We start from the raw sequence: 12,560 nt of genomic DNA, 5'->3' as shown, positions 1-12,560 counted from the left end.
GCCAAACGCTAATCCGCGGCCGGGCGGCGGTAAAGGTGGCTATAAGGTTCAAGGAACCTCGATCTTGCCGATCAACGGCACGTCGTCGTCCAGGCTGATACTGTGACGCTCGATCATGCGATGCACCTGCGGCGGCTCGGCGCCGCGGTGCAGGCGGTGCAGGTCCTCATAGGTCTGGAAATCGGCCTTGGTGCGGCGCAGGTTGTGGCGGACATATTCGTCCCAGGTGGCGATGTGATAGCTTTCGGTCCAGCGCTCGGGGTGTTCCAGGTCGCGCAGCAGCGCCCAGCCGCGCGCGCCGTCGCGGCGGCGGATATTGCGGCGCAGCGCCATCAGGCGCAGGAACTCGGGCACGTCCAGCTGGTCGATCTCATAGTCGATCATCACCATGATCGGGCCGGAACGGCCGCGCAGGTCCAGCGCCAGCTCGGGCTCGCGAAAGCGGTTCACCGGGTCCAGGTCCAGCGTGCCGAACTCGGGGATGCGCAGCCAATAGCCGGCGACGGCGCCCAGCATCAGCGGCACCGAGGCGGCGATCAGCGCGGTATTCACGCTGTAATTGTTCGCGACCGAGCCCCAGATCCAGCTGCCTGCCGCCATGCCGCCGAAGACCGCGGTCTGATAGAGCGCCAGCCCGCGCGCCACCACCCAGCGCGGCGTCGACAGCTGCACGGTGACGTTGAAGAGCGACAGCGCCAGCACCCAGCTGGCGCCGGCGGGCAGCATGGCAAGCGCGTGGACCCAGGTCTGTTCGGTCAGCCCCAGCAGCAGCGCCGCGCCGGCAAAGGCCGCGAAGGCCAGGCGCACGACGTTTTCGTTGTTCAGCCGCTCGCGCACCATCGGGTTGATCAGCGCGCCGCCGATCGCCCCCAGCCCGAAGCAGCCAAGCAACAGGCCGAACAGCAGCGAGCCGCCCGAGGGGTTCTGCTTGGCGACCAGCGGCAGCAGCGCCATGATGACGATGGCGGAAAAGCCGAAAAGCGCGCCGCGCGACATCACCCGGACCAGGTTAGGCGACAGCGCGACATAGCGCAGCCCGGCGCCGACGGCGGCGACGAAGGGCTCGGGCGTGGTGGTGCGCGGCGGCGTGACCGGATGCCAGCGCGCCAGCGCGCCCAGCAGCGGGATATAGCTGACCGCGTTCACCGCGAAGGCGGCGGCGGCGCCGAAGGCCGCGGTGATGATGCCGCCCACCGCCGGGCCGACGCTGCGCATCAGGTTGAAGCCGACCGAGTTCAGCGACACCGCCGCCGGCAGGTCCTCGCGCGGGACCAGGTCCTGCATGCTGGCCTGCCAGGGCGGGTTGTAGATCGCCTGGCCGACCCCGATCAGGAAGGTCAGCGACAAGAGCAGCAGCGGCGTCATCCAGCCCTGCCAGGTCAGCACCGCCAGCAGCACCGAGACCGCCGCCATGAACAGCTGCGCCCCCAGAAGCAGCGTGCGCCGGTCCAGAATGTCGGCCAGCGCCCCCGACAGCAGCGCGAACAGCATGATCGGCAGCGTGTTCGAGGCCTGCACCAGCGCGATCAGCGTGGCCGAGTCGGTCAGCTGCGTCATCATCCAGGCCGCGCCCACCGCCTGCACCAGCGCGCCGAAATTCGAGATCAGCGTCGCCGACCACAGCAGGCGGAAGTCGTTGTGGCGGAACGGGGCAAAGGGGTTCTTGCGGGCAGTCGCTGGCATCGGGGTAACCTGGTTCGCTTGGCCCCAACCTTAGGCAGCCCCAGCCCGGGCCGCAATCGCCGCCGCCGATTCCGCGTCCATCCGCCATATCTTGTGTCATATCCGATATACGCCGAAGAAGCTGCGGAAAATCGGTCCAAGATGCATCGATTCTTGCGCATACCGCGCCATTTCGCCGCAACTTCGGGATTTCATTTCCGGCGCTGCTGCTATCTTTGCGGAAATCTTCTTCGACAGGGTGCGCGAACATGAAAGTCATCGTTCTGGGGGCCGGCGTTCTGGGTGTCACCTCGGCCTGGTATCTGGCCAAGGCGGGGCATGAGGTCACGGTCATCGACCGCCAGACCGGCCCGGCGCTGGAGACGAGCTTTGCCAATGCCGGCGAGATCTCGCCCGGCTATTCCTCGCCCTGGGCGGCGCCCGGCATTCCGATGAAGGCGCTGAAATGGATGTTCCAGCGCCACGCGCCGCTGGTGATCCAGCCGCGGCTGGACTGGCAGCGCCTCTCGTGGATGGCGCGGATGCTGGGCAACTGCACCTCGGCCGCCTATGCCGTGAACAAAAGCCGCATGGTCCGCGTCGCCGAATACAGCCGCGACTGCCTGGGCGAGCTGCGGGCCGAGACCGGCATCCACTACGACGAGCGCACCCAGGGCACGCTGCAGGTGTTCCGCAAGCAGGAGCAACTGGACGGCGCCGGCAAGGACATCGAAGTGCTGAAGGCCGACGGCGTGCCCTTCGAGGTGCTGGACCGCGCCGGCTGCATCGCCGCCGAGCCGGGGCTGGCCGGGGCCGCCGACCGCATCGTCGGCGGGCTGCGCCTGCCGGGTGACGAGACCGGCGACTGCTTCAAGTTCACCAACCGCCTGGCCGAGATGGCCGCGGCGGCGGGCGTGACCTTCCGTTGGGGCGTCGGCATCGAGGCGCTGGAAGCCGAGGGCGGCCGGATCAGCGCCGTGCGCACCGACCGGGGCCGCATGCAGGCCGACCGCTATGTGCTGGCGCTGGGCCCGCATTCGCCGCTGCTGGTGCGTCCCCTGGGCATCAAGCTGCCGATCTATCCGCTGAAAGGCTATTCGCTGACCATCGACATCGAGGACGAAAGCCGCGCGCCGATCTCGACCGTGATGGACGAGACCTACAAGGTCGCGATCACCCGGCTGGGCGACCGCATCCGCGTCGGCGGGCTGGCCGAGATCGCCGGCTACGATCTGAGCCTGAACCCGCGCCGCCGCGCCACGCTGGCGAAATCGGTCGGCGAGATGTTCGTCGGCGCCGGCGATCCCGACAAGGCAGAGTTCTGGACCGGGCTGCGGCCGATGACGCCCGACGGCACGCCCATCGTCGGCGCGACGCCGATCCCGAACCTGTTCCTGAACACCGGCCACGGCACGCTGGGCTGGACCATGTCCGCGGGTTCGAGCCGGGTGCTGGCCGACCTGATCTCGGGGCGGCGGCCGGACATCCAGTCCGAGGACCTGGGCTATGCCCGCTATCTGAAGGGCCGCAAACCCGCCGCTCCGGGCGTGCTGCAACCGGCCAACGCCTGATCCCGCCGCATGAAAAAGGGGCCCGCGCGGGCCCCTTTGCTTCTGTTCTGCCGCAGGTCAGGCGCGCTGGATCAGCGAAATGATGGCCAAGAGGATCACCGCGCCGATGGTGGCGAAGATGATCGTGCCCAGGATCGGGGCCGAGGCGGCCATGCCGATGCCCAGCATCGGGAACAGCCAGCCGGCGATCACCGCGCCGACGATGCCGACGACGATGTTCATCAGCAGGCCCTGGCCGTGGCCCTTGACGATCAGCCCGGCCAGCCAGCCGGCGATCGCGCCGATGATGAGGGTGATGAGCAGAGCGGTCAAAGTCATGGGAAGGCTTCCTTTGCATGGCTTGCGGTTTCGCGCCGCGGCGGCGGAAAGCCGGTCTGGCGGGAAAACGCCGATTGCGCCGCACAGGTTCCGCCACCCGCCCGCAAGCCGCTGATGGCGCGCGATTCGGCAACAGTCCGGTAACGATTGCGTCCGCGAAAAGGCCGGCCACTTGACGGCGGACGGGTCGCGAAGGCTGATGGACCGATCCGAATCGTGTCAAGATCGTGTCTGGCCTGCTGCTCGGTGCCGGTGCGACCGCGACGCAATGTCACGCTGCCACGGCCGCGTCCCTGCCGGGACGGGGCTCGTTACGAAGGGAAATACCGATGCGCCTTGCACCGCTGATGCTGGCCCTGGGCCTTGGCCTTGCCGCCTGCGCGCCCACCTCGCAGACCCCGGCCTCCGCGCCCGTCGACATGGGCCCCTATGGCGCCCGCACCGACGAGGGCCCGAGCGGCCAGCCGATCGAGATCCACGCCGTCCGCCCCGCCTATCTGACCGACCGCAACCGCCGCCAGCAGGTCGCCTATAACGGCCCGGAGGCCGCCGGCACCATCGTCGTCGATCCCTATGCGCGCTTCCTCTATCACGTGCAGGGTAATGGCCAGGCCATGCGCTATGGCGTCGCGGTCGGCCAGGCCGGCAAGAACTTCCAGGGCAATGCCACCATCGGCCGCAAGCAGGCCTGGCCCAGCTGGACCCCCACCGCCAATATGGTGCGCACCCAGCCCGAGCTTTACGGCCCGCTGAAGGGCGGCCTGTCGGGCGGGGTCGACAACCCGCTGGGCTCGCGCGCGCTCTATCTCTACCGCGGCGGCCGCGACACCATGTATCGCATCCACGGCACCATGGATCCGTCCTCGATCGGCAAGGCCACCTCGGCCGGCTGCATCCGGCTGTTCAACCAGGACATCATGGACCTGTTCCACGAGATCCCCAGCGGCACCCCGGTCAAGGTGCGCACCCGCGCCGAAAGCCTGGCACTGGAAGGGCCGTTGGTCGAGCAGCCGAACGGCTATCTGGCCCCGGCCGGCGGCGCGGTCGAGACCGCCGAAGCCGCGCAGTAACCGCCCGTCGCCGCGATGCGCCAATCGACGCCCCGGTCCGCAAGGCCGGGGCGTTTCGCGCTGGCCAGAGCCGCTGCGGCGTGGCAGGTTCCGCGCGCAAGGCGTGTTTCAGGAGTATGCCATGACCGTTTCCGATCAGAGTCCGGCCGTATCGCGGGATCTCGACGCCATCGTGACCCAGACCCAGGCCGCCGCGCTGCGCCTGCTGGAGCCGGCGGCGCTGACCGGGCTGCAGCGCGAGCTGCGCGCCATGAAGGAGGCCGCCGCCGACGAGCCGATGCGCAAGACGCTGGCCAAGGCGGTGCAGCGCATCGCCGCCGAGAAGCGCCGCCGCGAGGGTGCGGGGTCCGAGGCCGGCGCCGCGGCCGCGCCAGCCCCGGCACCCGCGGGCGCTGACAAGGCGGACCGGGCCGAGAAGAAGCGCCTGAAGGAGGCCGAGCAGGCCGAGAAGAAGCGCGTCAGGGAGGCGGAGAAATCCGAGCGCCAGGCCGCCCGCAAGGCCGAGAAGCAGGCCGCGCGCAAGGCCGCGAAACTGTCCGGGCAGGGCGGGGACACGCCCGCGAAGCCTGCCGGGGCGGGGGCTGCGGCAGGGGCCGGGGCGAAGGGTTCCGGCAAGCCCGGCAAGGCCAAGGGCAAGAAGGCCGAATGAACGCGCGGGCGCGGTTCCCAAGCCGCGCCTTGCCTGCTATCTGGGGCGCAGCCTTCCTCGTTTCGAGTTCCCGATGCGCCGTCTGGTTCCGGTCCTTGTCGCCGCCCTGCTGTCCGCCCTGAGCCCCGCCCTGGCCTATGAGGCGGTGGATGCGGTGCATGGGCTGAAGGCGCCGCGCCTCTCGGACCGGCTGCGCTGCACCGACGACGGCGCCTTCTGCATCTCGGTCGCGACCTATGTCCCCGATGTCTGCATGGCGATCGAGCGGGCGGCGGGGCGGCACGGGCTCGATCCGCATTTCTTTGCCCGGCTGCTGTGGAAGGAAAGCCTGTTCGAGCCGGGCGCGATCAGTCCGGTCGGCGCCATGGGCATCGCCCAGTTCATGCCCGGCACGGCCGAGATGGTCGGGCTTGACGACCCGTTCAACCCGGCCAAGGCCATCGAGGCCAGCGCCCGCTATCTGCGCAAGCTGACCGACGGTTTCGGCAGCGTCGGCATGGCCGCGGTGGCCTATAACGGCGGCGAGAACCGCGCCGCGCGCTACCTGGCCCAGGGCGGCAGCCTGCCCTGGGAGACGCAGGACTATGTCCAGGCCATCACCGGCCTGACCGCCGCCAGCTGGCGCGAAAGCCCGCCCAAGGTGCTGGACATCCGGCTGGACAAGCAGCGCTCGTTTCGCGAGGCCTGCATCGACCTGGCCGGCAAACGCAAGCTGCGCGAGTTCAACACGCCCGAGCATCCCTGGCCCTGGGGCGTGATCGTGGCCACCCATCCCAGCCAGTCGGGCGTGAGTGCCCAGGTTTCGCGGCTGAACCGGCAGCTGCGGCCGATCCTGGGCGGCAAGCGGGTCAGCTATGTGCGCCGCAAGATCTCGGGCGGGCCGAGGAAGGTCTATACCGCGCAGATCGGCTATTCTTCGAAGACCGAGGCCTATGCCTTCTGCAACCGGCTGCGCGGCGTCGGCGGGCGCTGCCTGGTGCTGAAGAACTGACAGTGCCGGTGGCGCGGCTGCTGTGGGTATTTGGGGAGCAAAGAAGCGCTAGTCCCGCCAATGCACCGCCGTGAGGTCGTTGGCGGGCATCGGGGCGTTTTCCCACAGGCCCTCGATCTCGGCCTTGGCGACGCCGGTTTTCGCCAGCTGGAACAGGTAGGCGTTGGCGTGGTCCTCGGCGATGATCTTTTGCGCCTGTTTCAGCAGCGAGGCGCGTTCCGCCGGGTCGGTGGCGGCGTCGAGTTTCGCCATCGCGGCGTTGAAATCGGGATTGGCGTAATTGAAGTAATAGCTTTCGCGGCCGTAGATGCCGATGTCCATCGGCTCGACATGGCTGATGATCGTCAGGTCGTAATCGGCATTCTTGAACACCTGCTCCAGCCACTGTGCCCATTCCATATTGGTGATCTGGGTCTGGACGCCGACGGCGCGCAGCTCGGCCGCCAGGATCTCGCCGCCGCGGCGGGCATAGGGCGTGGGCGGCAGCGCCAGGCGCAGGGTCAGGTTTTCCGCCCCGGCCTCGGCCAGCAGTGTCTTCGACAGCGCGGGGTCGTATTGCGATTGCGCCGTCAGGTCGAGGTAATCGGGATTGTGCGGCGCGAAATGCGTGCCGATCGGGGTGCCATAGCCGAACATGGCGCCGTCGATCAGTTCCTGGCGGTTGATGGCATGGGCGATGGCCTTGCGCACGCGCCTGTCGGAGAGCGCCGCGGTCTTGTGGTTCATGGCGAGGATGGTCTCGCCCTCGGTGGTGCCGACCAGCACCTTGAAGCGCGGATCGGCCTGCAACTGCGCCAAGGTTTCGGGCGCCGGATAGATCGGGAAGGCGTCCACGTCGCCGGCCATCATCGCCGCGAAGGCTGCCGTCGGATCGCCGATGAAGCGGAAGGTCGCGGTCTTCAGCGCCGGCTTCGCGCCCCAATAGCCGTCGAAGGCATCAAGCCGGATATGGTCGCCCTGTTTCCATTCGCCGAACTGAAACGGGCCGGTGCCGATGGGGCGGGTGGCGATATCCTTGATGCTCGCATCGTCCACCATGACCGCGTCGCCCCAGGCCAGCTTGAAGGGAAAGCCGCCGTCCGGGGCCTTCAGGGTGATGCGGACGGTTTGCGGGTCCAGCGCCTCGACCGTCTCGATGCCCTCGAACAGGGCTTTCTGGGCGTTGGTGCTGTCGGGGGCGCGGGCGCGGTTCAGCGAGAAGATCACGTCCTGCGCGTCGAAGGCGCTGCCGTCGTGGAAGCGGACGCCCGGGCGCAGGTGGAAGGTGTAGGTCCTGCCGTCCGCCGTGTCCCAGCGTTCGGCGAGGCCGGGCTTGACGCTGCCATCGGGGCCGATGCGGGTCAGGCCCTCGAAAAGGTTGGCATAGACCACCTCGTCGATGGCGGCGGCGGCGCCGCCGGTCGGGTCGAGGTTCGGCGGTTCCAGCACCATGGCCAGCGTGATCGCGTCCTGCGCGGCCATGGCCGGCGTGGCGAGAAGCGCGGCCGTGGCCGCCGCCTGCATCAATCTTGCGAACATCCTTCCCCCTGGGCCGGTTTCCCGGGGCACATTCCGGGCAAAACGCCCGGCGATCAAGCCCGCTTCTCGGTCAGCTGCTGGGCGAGACCCGCGAACATCAGCCAGAGCGAGGTCAAGAGAAGCCCCCAGCGCGCCACGCTTTGCGGGTGGAAATCGACCAGCACCGCCCAGACCGCGAAGCCGACCCAGGCCGCGCAGACCGGCAGCGAGACCAGCCGCCAGCGCTCGGTCCGCACCGGATGGATGAACTTGACGTTGGTGAACATGGTCGCGGCCAGCGCCACCACGATCAGCAGGATGACCCAGAAGTTCGGCTTGAGCGCGAAAAGCACCAGCACCACCATGTTCCAGCAGGCCGGGAAGCCGGCGAAGGAATTGTCCTTGGTCTTCATGCGGGTATCGACGAAATAGATCACGCTGCCATAGGTGATGGCGATGATGGCGATCCAGCCGGTCCAGCCGGGCAGCAGGCCCGACATGAAGAGCGCATAGGCCGGGATGAAGACATAGGTCAGGTAGTCGATGATCAGGTCCATCAACACGCCGTCATAGGTCGGCCAGTTCTTCTTGACGTGGTAGCGGCGCGCCAGCGGGCCGTCGACGCCGTCGACGATCAGCGCGATCACCAGCCAGAAGAACATCTTCGACCATTCCGCATTGGCCGCGGCCAGTAGGGCAAGCATCGACAGGACCGCGCCGGTGGCGGTCAAGAGGTGCACGGACAGGGCTTTGAGGCGGGAATTCATCCTATGCTTCTGTCACCGAACGGTCATGATCGCAAGTTCGTGATGGTTGCAGCCCCGCGCATTTCGCCCCGGGTGGTGCAGGAAAGCGGCGTGGTCAGCGGACGAATTCCTCGGCCGCGTAGCCTTGCAGATACAGAAGCGCCGTCAGGTCGCCGTGGTTGATGCGCAGGTCGACCTGCGCCGCGACCACGGGCTTGGCATGCAGCGCGACGCCCATGCCCGCCAGTTGCAGCATGCCGAGGTCGTTGGCGCCATCGCCCACCGCCAGCGCATCGGCGGGGGTCAGGCCGCGGGCGGCGGTGATCTGTTCCAGCGCCTCGACCTTGGCCTCGCGGCCCAGCACCGGCAGGCTGACATGGCCGGTCAGCACGCCGTCCTCGGCGAGCAGCGTGTTGGCGCGATGCTCGTCAAAGCCGAGCGCGGTCGAGACCGGGCCGGTGAAGACGGTGAAGCCGCCCGAGACCAGCGCGCTATGCGCGCCCTGCGCCCGCATGGTGGCGACCAGGGTGCGCCCGCCCGGGGCCAGGGTGATGCGGCTGTCCAGCACCTCGCCGATGACCGATTCGGGCAGGCCGGCCAGCAGGCCGACGCGGGCGATCAGGGATTCGTGGAAATTCAGCTCTCCGTTCATCGCGGCGGCGGTGATGGCGGCGACGCGCTCGCCGACGCCGGCGAAATCCGCCAGTTCGTCGATGCATTCCTGCTGGATCATGGTCGAATCCATGTCGGCCAGCAGCACCGCCTTGCGCCGGCCGCGCGTCGGCTGGATGGCCAGGTCGAAGCCCTGCGCCTGCAGGCTTTCCCAAGCGTCCCAGAAATCGGCCGGCGGTGCCTCGACCGGGAATTCGGCGGCGATGCGGTCATCGAGCCAGATGGTGTGGCCGGCGTCCCAGCGGCTGCGCAGGGCGTCGACCAGGGCCGCGGTCAGGTCGGCGCGGTCGGGGGCGGCAAGGACGGAAACGGTGAACATGGCTGCCCCTTCGGCGGTTCGTTTCGGCGGTCGTTTCGGGCAGCACTAGCCAAAGCGCGGCGGCGGATCAATCGGTCGGATTCGTGCCATGGATCTGTCGCATCCGGGGCTTGCAATTTCTTCTTGCGGGAATCCGTGCCGGGTTGTAGAGCCGTCCGTGGGACACGCCGCCCCAACGCGGCGCTATCTAGCTGGAAGGCTATACAGAATGAGCATGACTGCTCCGGCCGCGCGTCCGGTCAATCCGCGCTTTTCCTCGGGCCCCTGTGCCAAGATCCCCCAATTTTCGCTGGACATGCTGGAGGGTGCGCCGCTGGGCCGCTCGCATCGTGCCGCCGTGGGCAAGGCCAAGCTGGCCGAAGCCATCGAGCTGACCCGCGCGGTCCTGGACGTGCCGGCCGATTACCGCATCGGCATCGTGCCGGCCTCGGACACCGGCGCGGTCGAGATGGCGCTGTGGTCGCTCTTGGGTCCGCGCAAGGTCGAGATGCTGGCCTGGGAAAGCTTCGGCGAGGGCTGGGTCACCGACGTGGTCAAGCAGCTGAAGCTGGATGCGGTGGTGCGCAAGGCCGATTACGGCAAGATCGTGGATTTCGCCCAGGTCGATTTCGACAATGACGTGGTCTTCACCTGGAACGGCACCACCTCGGGCGTGCGGGTGCCGAACGGCGACGCCATTCCGGCCGACCGCGCCGGGCTGACCATCTGCGACGCGACCTCGGCCGCCTTTGCCATGGAGCTGCCCTTCGACAAGCTCGACGTGGTGACCTTCAGCTGGCAGAAAGTGCTGGGCGGCGAGGGTGCGCATGGCATCCTGATCCTGAGCCCGCGCGCCGTCGCGCGGCTGGAGAGCCATACCCCGGCCTGGCCGCTGCCGAAGATCTTCCGCATGACCAAGGGCGGCAAGCTGATCGAGGGCATCTTCAAGGGCGAGACCATCAACACGCCCTCGATGCTGTGTGTCGAGGATTACCTGGTGGCGCTGAAATGGGCGCAAGCCCTGGGCGGCCGCAAGGCGCTGATCGCGCGGGCCGAGGCCAATGCCAGGGCCGTGCGCGACTTCATCGCCACCCGCGACTGGATCGCCGACCTGGCCGAGGATCCGGCCACCGCCTCGACCACCTCGGTCTGCCTGAAGTTCACAGATGCGCGCATCAAGGACGGTGCGGCCTTCGCCAAGGCCGTCGCCAAGCGGCTGGAGAAGGAGGGCGTGGCGCTGGACGCCGGCGCCTATCGCGATGCGCCCCCCGGGCTGCGGATCTGGTGCGGCTCGACCGTCGAGACCGGTGATGTCGCGGCGCTGATGCCTTGGATCGAATATGCCTTCGAGGCCGAGATCGAGGCGCAGGCCGTCGAGGCTTGATCTGCCGGACCGGGGCTCTGCCCCGAACCCCGGGATATTTTGACAAGAAAGAAGCCGAGTTGCAGCGCGTGCGGTGCGCTGCCGGCCCCTGCATATCCAGAGGATAGAGAAATGCCCAAGGTTCTTGTTTCGGACAAGCTGTCGGAAACCGCCGTGCAGATCTTTCGCGATCGCGGCGTCGAGGTGGACTACCTGCCGGATCTCGGCAAGGACAAGGAGAAGCTGGCCGAGGTGATCGGTCAGTATGACGGCCTGGCCATTCGCTCGGCCACCAAGGTGACGGCGAAGCTGCTGGAGCATGCCACCAACCTGAAGGTGATCGGCCGCGCCGGCATCGGGGTTGACAATGTCGACATCCCGGCCGCCTCGAAAAAGGGCGTGATCGTGATGAACACGCCCTTCGGCAACTCGGTGACGACGGCCGAGCATGCCATCGCGCTGATGTTCGCGGTGGCGCGCCAGCTGCCCGAGGCCAGCGTCTCGACCCATGAGGGCAAGTGGGAGAAGAACCGCTTCATGGGCGTCGAGGTCTTCAACAAGACGCTCGGCATCATCGGCGCCGGCAACATCGGCTCGATCGTCATCGACCGGGCGCTGGGGCTGAAGATGAAGGTGCTGGCCTATGACCCCTTCCTGTCCGAGGAGCGGGCCAAGGAACTGGGCGTGAAGAAGGTCGAGCTGGACGAGCTGCTGGCCAAAGCCGATTTCATCACCCTGCATGTGCCGCTGACCGAAAAGACCAAGAACATCCTGTCGCGCGAGAACCTGGCCAAGACCAGGAAGGGCGTGCGCATCGTCAACGCCGCGCGGGGCGGGCTGATCGACGAGGAGGCGCTGGCCGAGCTATTGAAGTCGGGCCATGTCGCCGGCGCGGCGCTGGACGTCTTCGCGACCGAGCCCGCGACCGAAAGCCCGCTGTTCGGCCTGCCGAATGTGGTGGTGACGCCGCATCTGGGTGCCTCGACCACCGAGGCGCAGGAGAACGTGGCCCTGCAGGTCGCCGAGCAGATGTCGGATTATCTGCTGACCGGCGCGGTGCAGAACGCGCTGAACATGCCCTCGGTCACCGCCGAGGAGGCTGCGACCATGGGGCCGTGGCTGAAGCTGGCCGGGCATCTGGGCACGTTCATCGGCCAGATGACCGACGAGCCGATCAAGGCGATCAACGTGCTCTACGACGGCTCGGTCGCCGAGATGAACCTGAAGGCGCTGAATGCCGCGGTGATCGCCGGGGTGATGAAGGCGACAAACCCGGACGTGAACATGGTCTCGGCGCCGGTGATGGCGGCCGAGCGCGGCGTGCAGCTGCAGACCACGACCCAGGCCAAGACCGGTGTCTTCGACGGCTATATCAAGGTGACCATGGTGACCGACAAGCGCGAGCGCTCGATCGCCGGCACGGTGTTCAGCGACGGCAAGCCGCGCTTCATCCAGATCCGCGGCATCAATGTCGATGCCGAGATCGGCGCGCATATGCTCTATACCCGCAACAAGGACGTGCCGGGCGTGATCGGCGCGCTGGGCATGACCCTGGGCGACCTGGGCGTGAACATCGCCAACTTCACCCTGGGCCGGACCCATGCCGGCGACGATGCCATCGCCATTCTCTACCTGGACGAGGCCATGGCGCCCGAGACGGTCGAGGCGCTGCGGGCCACCGGCAAGTTCCTGCAGGTCCGGCCGCTGCAATTCGAGGTTTGAA

11 protein-coding genes are annotated in these 12,560 nt (G+C 67.9%); 6 read left to right on the top strand and 5 right to left on the bottom strand.

Annotated features, from left to right (window positions below; all coding sequences use genetic code 11):
• Nucleotides 1-48: 48 nt before the first annotated feature.
• Nucleotides 49-1,683 carry an MFS transporter gene (locus ASV56_RS06160; RefSeq protein ID WP_062561228.1) on the bottom strand — a complete coding sequence of 545 codons (1,635 nt, stop codon included), beginning with the start codon at nucleotides 1,681-1,683 and terminating at the stop codon, nucleotides 49-51.
• Nucleotides 1,684-1,931: 248 nt separating this feature from the next.
• Between ASV56_RS06160 and ASV56_RS06155 the strand changes: the two genes are divergently transcribed.
• Nucleotides 1,932-3,233: a D-amino acid dehydrogenase gene (locus ASV56_RS06155; RefSeq protein ID WP_062561227.1), complete on the top strand. Its 1,302-nt coding sequence runs from the start codon at nucleotides 1,932-1,934 to the stop codon at nucleotides 3,231-3,233.
• A 57-nt stretch (nucleotides 3,234-3,290) separates the two neighbouring features.
• Here the strand turns inward: ASV56_RS06155 and ASV56_RS06150 are convergent, their stop codons facing one another.
• Entirely contained in the window at nucleotides 3,291-3,551 is a 261-nt protein-coding gene (locus tag ASV56_RS06150) for a GlsB/YeaQ/YmgE family stress response membrane protein (RefSeq protein ID WP_062561226.1), read from the bottom strand.
• A gap of 329 nt (nucleotides 3,552-3,880) precedes the next feature.
• Between ASV56_RS06150 and ASV56_RS06145 the strand changes: the two genes are divergently transcribed.
• From ASV56_RS06145 to ASV56_RS06135, 3 genes are all read left to right on the top strand, one after another.
• Nucleotides 3,881-4,621 carry a L,D-transpeptidase gene (locus ASV56_RS06145; protein WP_062561225.1) on the top strand — a complete coding sequence of 247 codons (741 nt, stop codon included), beginning with the start codon at nucleotides 3,881-3,883 and terminating at the stop codon, nucleotides 4,619-4,621.
• A gap of 121 nt (nucleotides 4,622-4,742) precedes the next feature.
• Nucleotides 4,743-5,270, top strand: coding sequence for a hypothetical protein (locus tag ASV56_RS06140; RefSeq protein ID WP_062561224.1), 528 nt, complete (start codon nucleotides 4,743-4,745; stop codon nucleotides 5,268-5,270).
• Nucleotides 5,271-5,343: 73 nt separating this feature from the next.
• Complete coding sequence (locus ASV56_RS06135) at nucleotides 5,344-6,261, top strand: lytic transglycosylase domain-containing protein (RefSeq protein WP_062561223.1); 918 nt, start codon at nucleotides 5,344-5,346, stop codon at nucleotides 6,259-6,261.
• 48 nt (nucleotides 6,262-6,309) lie between these two features.
• Here the strand turns inward: ASV56_RS06135 and ASV56_RS06130 are convergent, their stop codons facing one another.
• From ASV56_RS06130 to serB, 3 genes are all read right to left on the bottom strand, one after another.
• Nucleotides 6,310-7,779: an ABC transporter substrate-binding protein gene (locus ASV56_RS06130; RefSeq protein ID WP_062561222.1), complete on the bottom strand. Its 1,470-nt coding sequence runs from the start codon at nucleotides 7,777-7,779 to the stop codon at nucleotides 6,310-6,312.
• Nucleotides 7,780-7,832: 53 nt separating this feature from the next.
• Nucleotides 7,833-8,525, bottom strand: coding sequence for a CDP-alcohol phosphatidyltransferase family protein (locus ASV56_RS06125; protein ID WP_062561221.1), 693 nt, complete (start codon nucleotides 8,523-8,525; stop codon nucleotides 7,833-7,835).
• Nucleotides 8,526-8,619: 94 nt separating this feature from the next.
• On the bottom strand, nucleotides 8,620-9,495 hold the full coding sequence (gene serB, locus ASV56_RS06120; protein ID WP_062561220.1) for a phosphoserine phosphatase SerB: 876 nt from the start codon (nucleotides 9,493-9,495) through the stop codon (nucleotides 8,620-8,622).
• A 208-nt stretch (nucleotides 9,496-9,703) separates the two neighbouring features.
• On the opposite strand from serB, the gene ASV56_RS06115 reads away from it, so the two are divergent.
• Together ASV56_RS06115 and serA are read left to right on the top strand one after the other, a co-directional pair.
• Entirely contained in the window at nucleotides 9,704-10,858 is a 1,155-nt protein-coding gene (locus ASV56_RS06115) for a phosphoserine transaminase (protein WP_062561219.1), read from the top strand.
• 111 nt (nucleotides 10,859-10,969) lie between these two features.
• Complete coding sequence (serA, locus tag ASV56_RS06110) at nucleotides 10,970-12,559, top strand: phosphoglycerate dehydrogenase (RefSeq protein ID WP_062561218.1); 1,590 nt, start codon at nucleotides 10,970-10,972, stop codon at nucleotides 12,557-12,559.
• Nucleotide 12,560: the final 1 nt, after the last annotated feature.

It is taken from the genome of Paracoccus aminovorans (assembly GCF_001546115.1).
Lineage (GTDB): Bacteria > Pseudomonadota > Alphaproteobacteria > Rhodobacterales > Rhodobacteraceae > Paracoccus > Paracoccus aminovorans_B.
The sequence above is the reverse complement of the archived record's forward strand: the minus strand, read 5'-3'. Positions and strand labels throughout refer to the sequence as shown.

Coding starts and splice junctions, on each gene's coding strand:
- ASV56_RS06125 (WP_062561221.1), bottom strand. CDS start 8,525: ATGAATTCCCGCCTCAAAGCCCTGTCCGTGCACCTCTTGACCGCCACC.
- ASV56_RS06160 (WP_062561228.1), bottom strand. CDS start 1,683: ATGCCAGCGACTGCCCGCAAGAACCCCTTTGCCCCGTTCCGCCACAAC.
- ASV56_RS06130 (WP_062561222.1), bottom strand. CDS start 7,779: ATGTTCGCAAGATTGATGCAGGCGGCGGCCACGGCCGCGCTTCTCGCC.
- ASV56_RS06135 (WP_062561223.1), top strand. CDS start 5,344: ATGCGCCGTCTGGTTCCGGTCCTTGTCGCCGCCCTGCTGTCCGCCCTG.
- ASV56_RS06140 (WP_062561224.1), top strand. CDS start 4,743: ATGACCGTTTCCGATCAGAGTCCGGCCGTATCGCGGGATCTCGACGCC.
- ASV56_RS06155 (WP_062561227.1), top strand. CDS start 1,932: ATGAAAGTCATCGTTCTGGGGGCCGGCGTTCTGGGTGTCACCTCGGCC.
- ASV56_RS06115 (WP_062561219.1), top strand. CDS start 9,704: ATGAGCATGACTGCTCCGGCCGCGCGTCCGGTCAATCCGCGCTTTTCC.
- ASV56_RS06145 (WP_062561225.1), top strand. CDS start 3,881: ATGCGCCTTGCACCGCTGATGCTGGCCCTGGGCCTTGGCCTTGCCGCC.
- ASV56_RS06150 (WP_062561226.1), bottom strand. CDS start 3,551: ATGACTTTGACCGCTCTGCTCATCACCCTCATCATCGGCGCGATCGCC.
- serA (WP_062561218.1), top strand. CDS start 10,970: ATGCCCAAGGTTCTTGTTTCGGACAAGCTGTCGGAAACCGCCGTGCAG.
- serB (WP_062561220.1), bottom strand. CDS start 9,495: ATGTTCACCGTTTCCGTCCTTGCCGCCCCCGACCGCGCCGACCTGACC.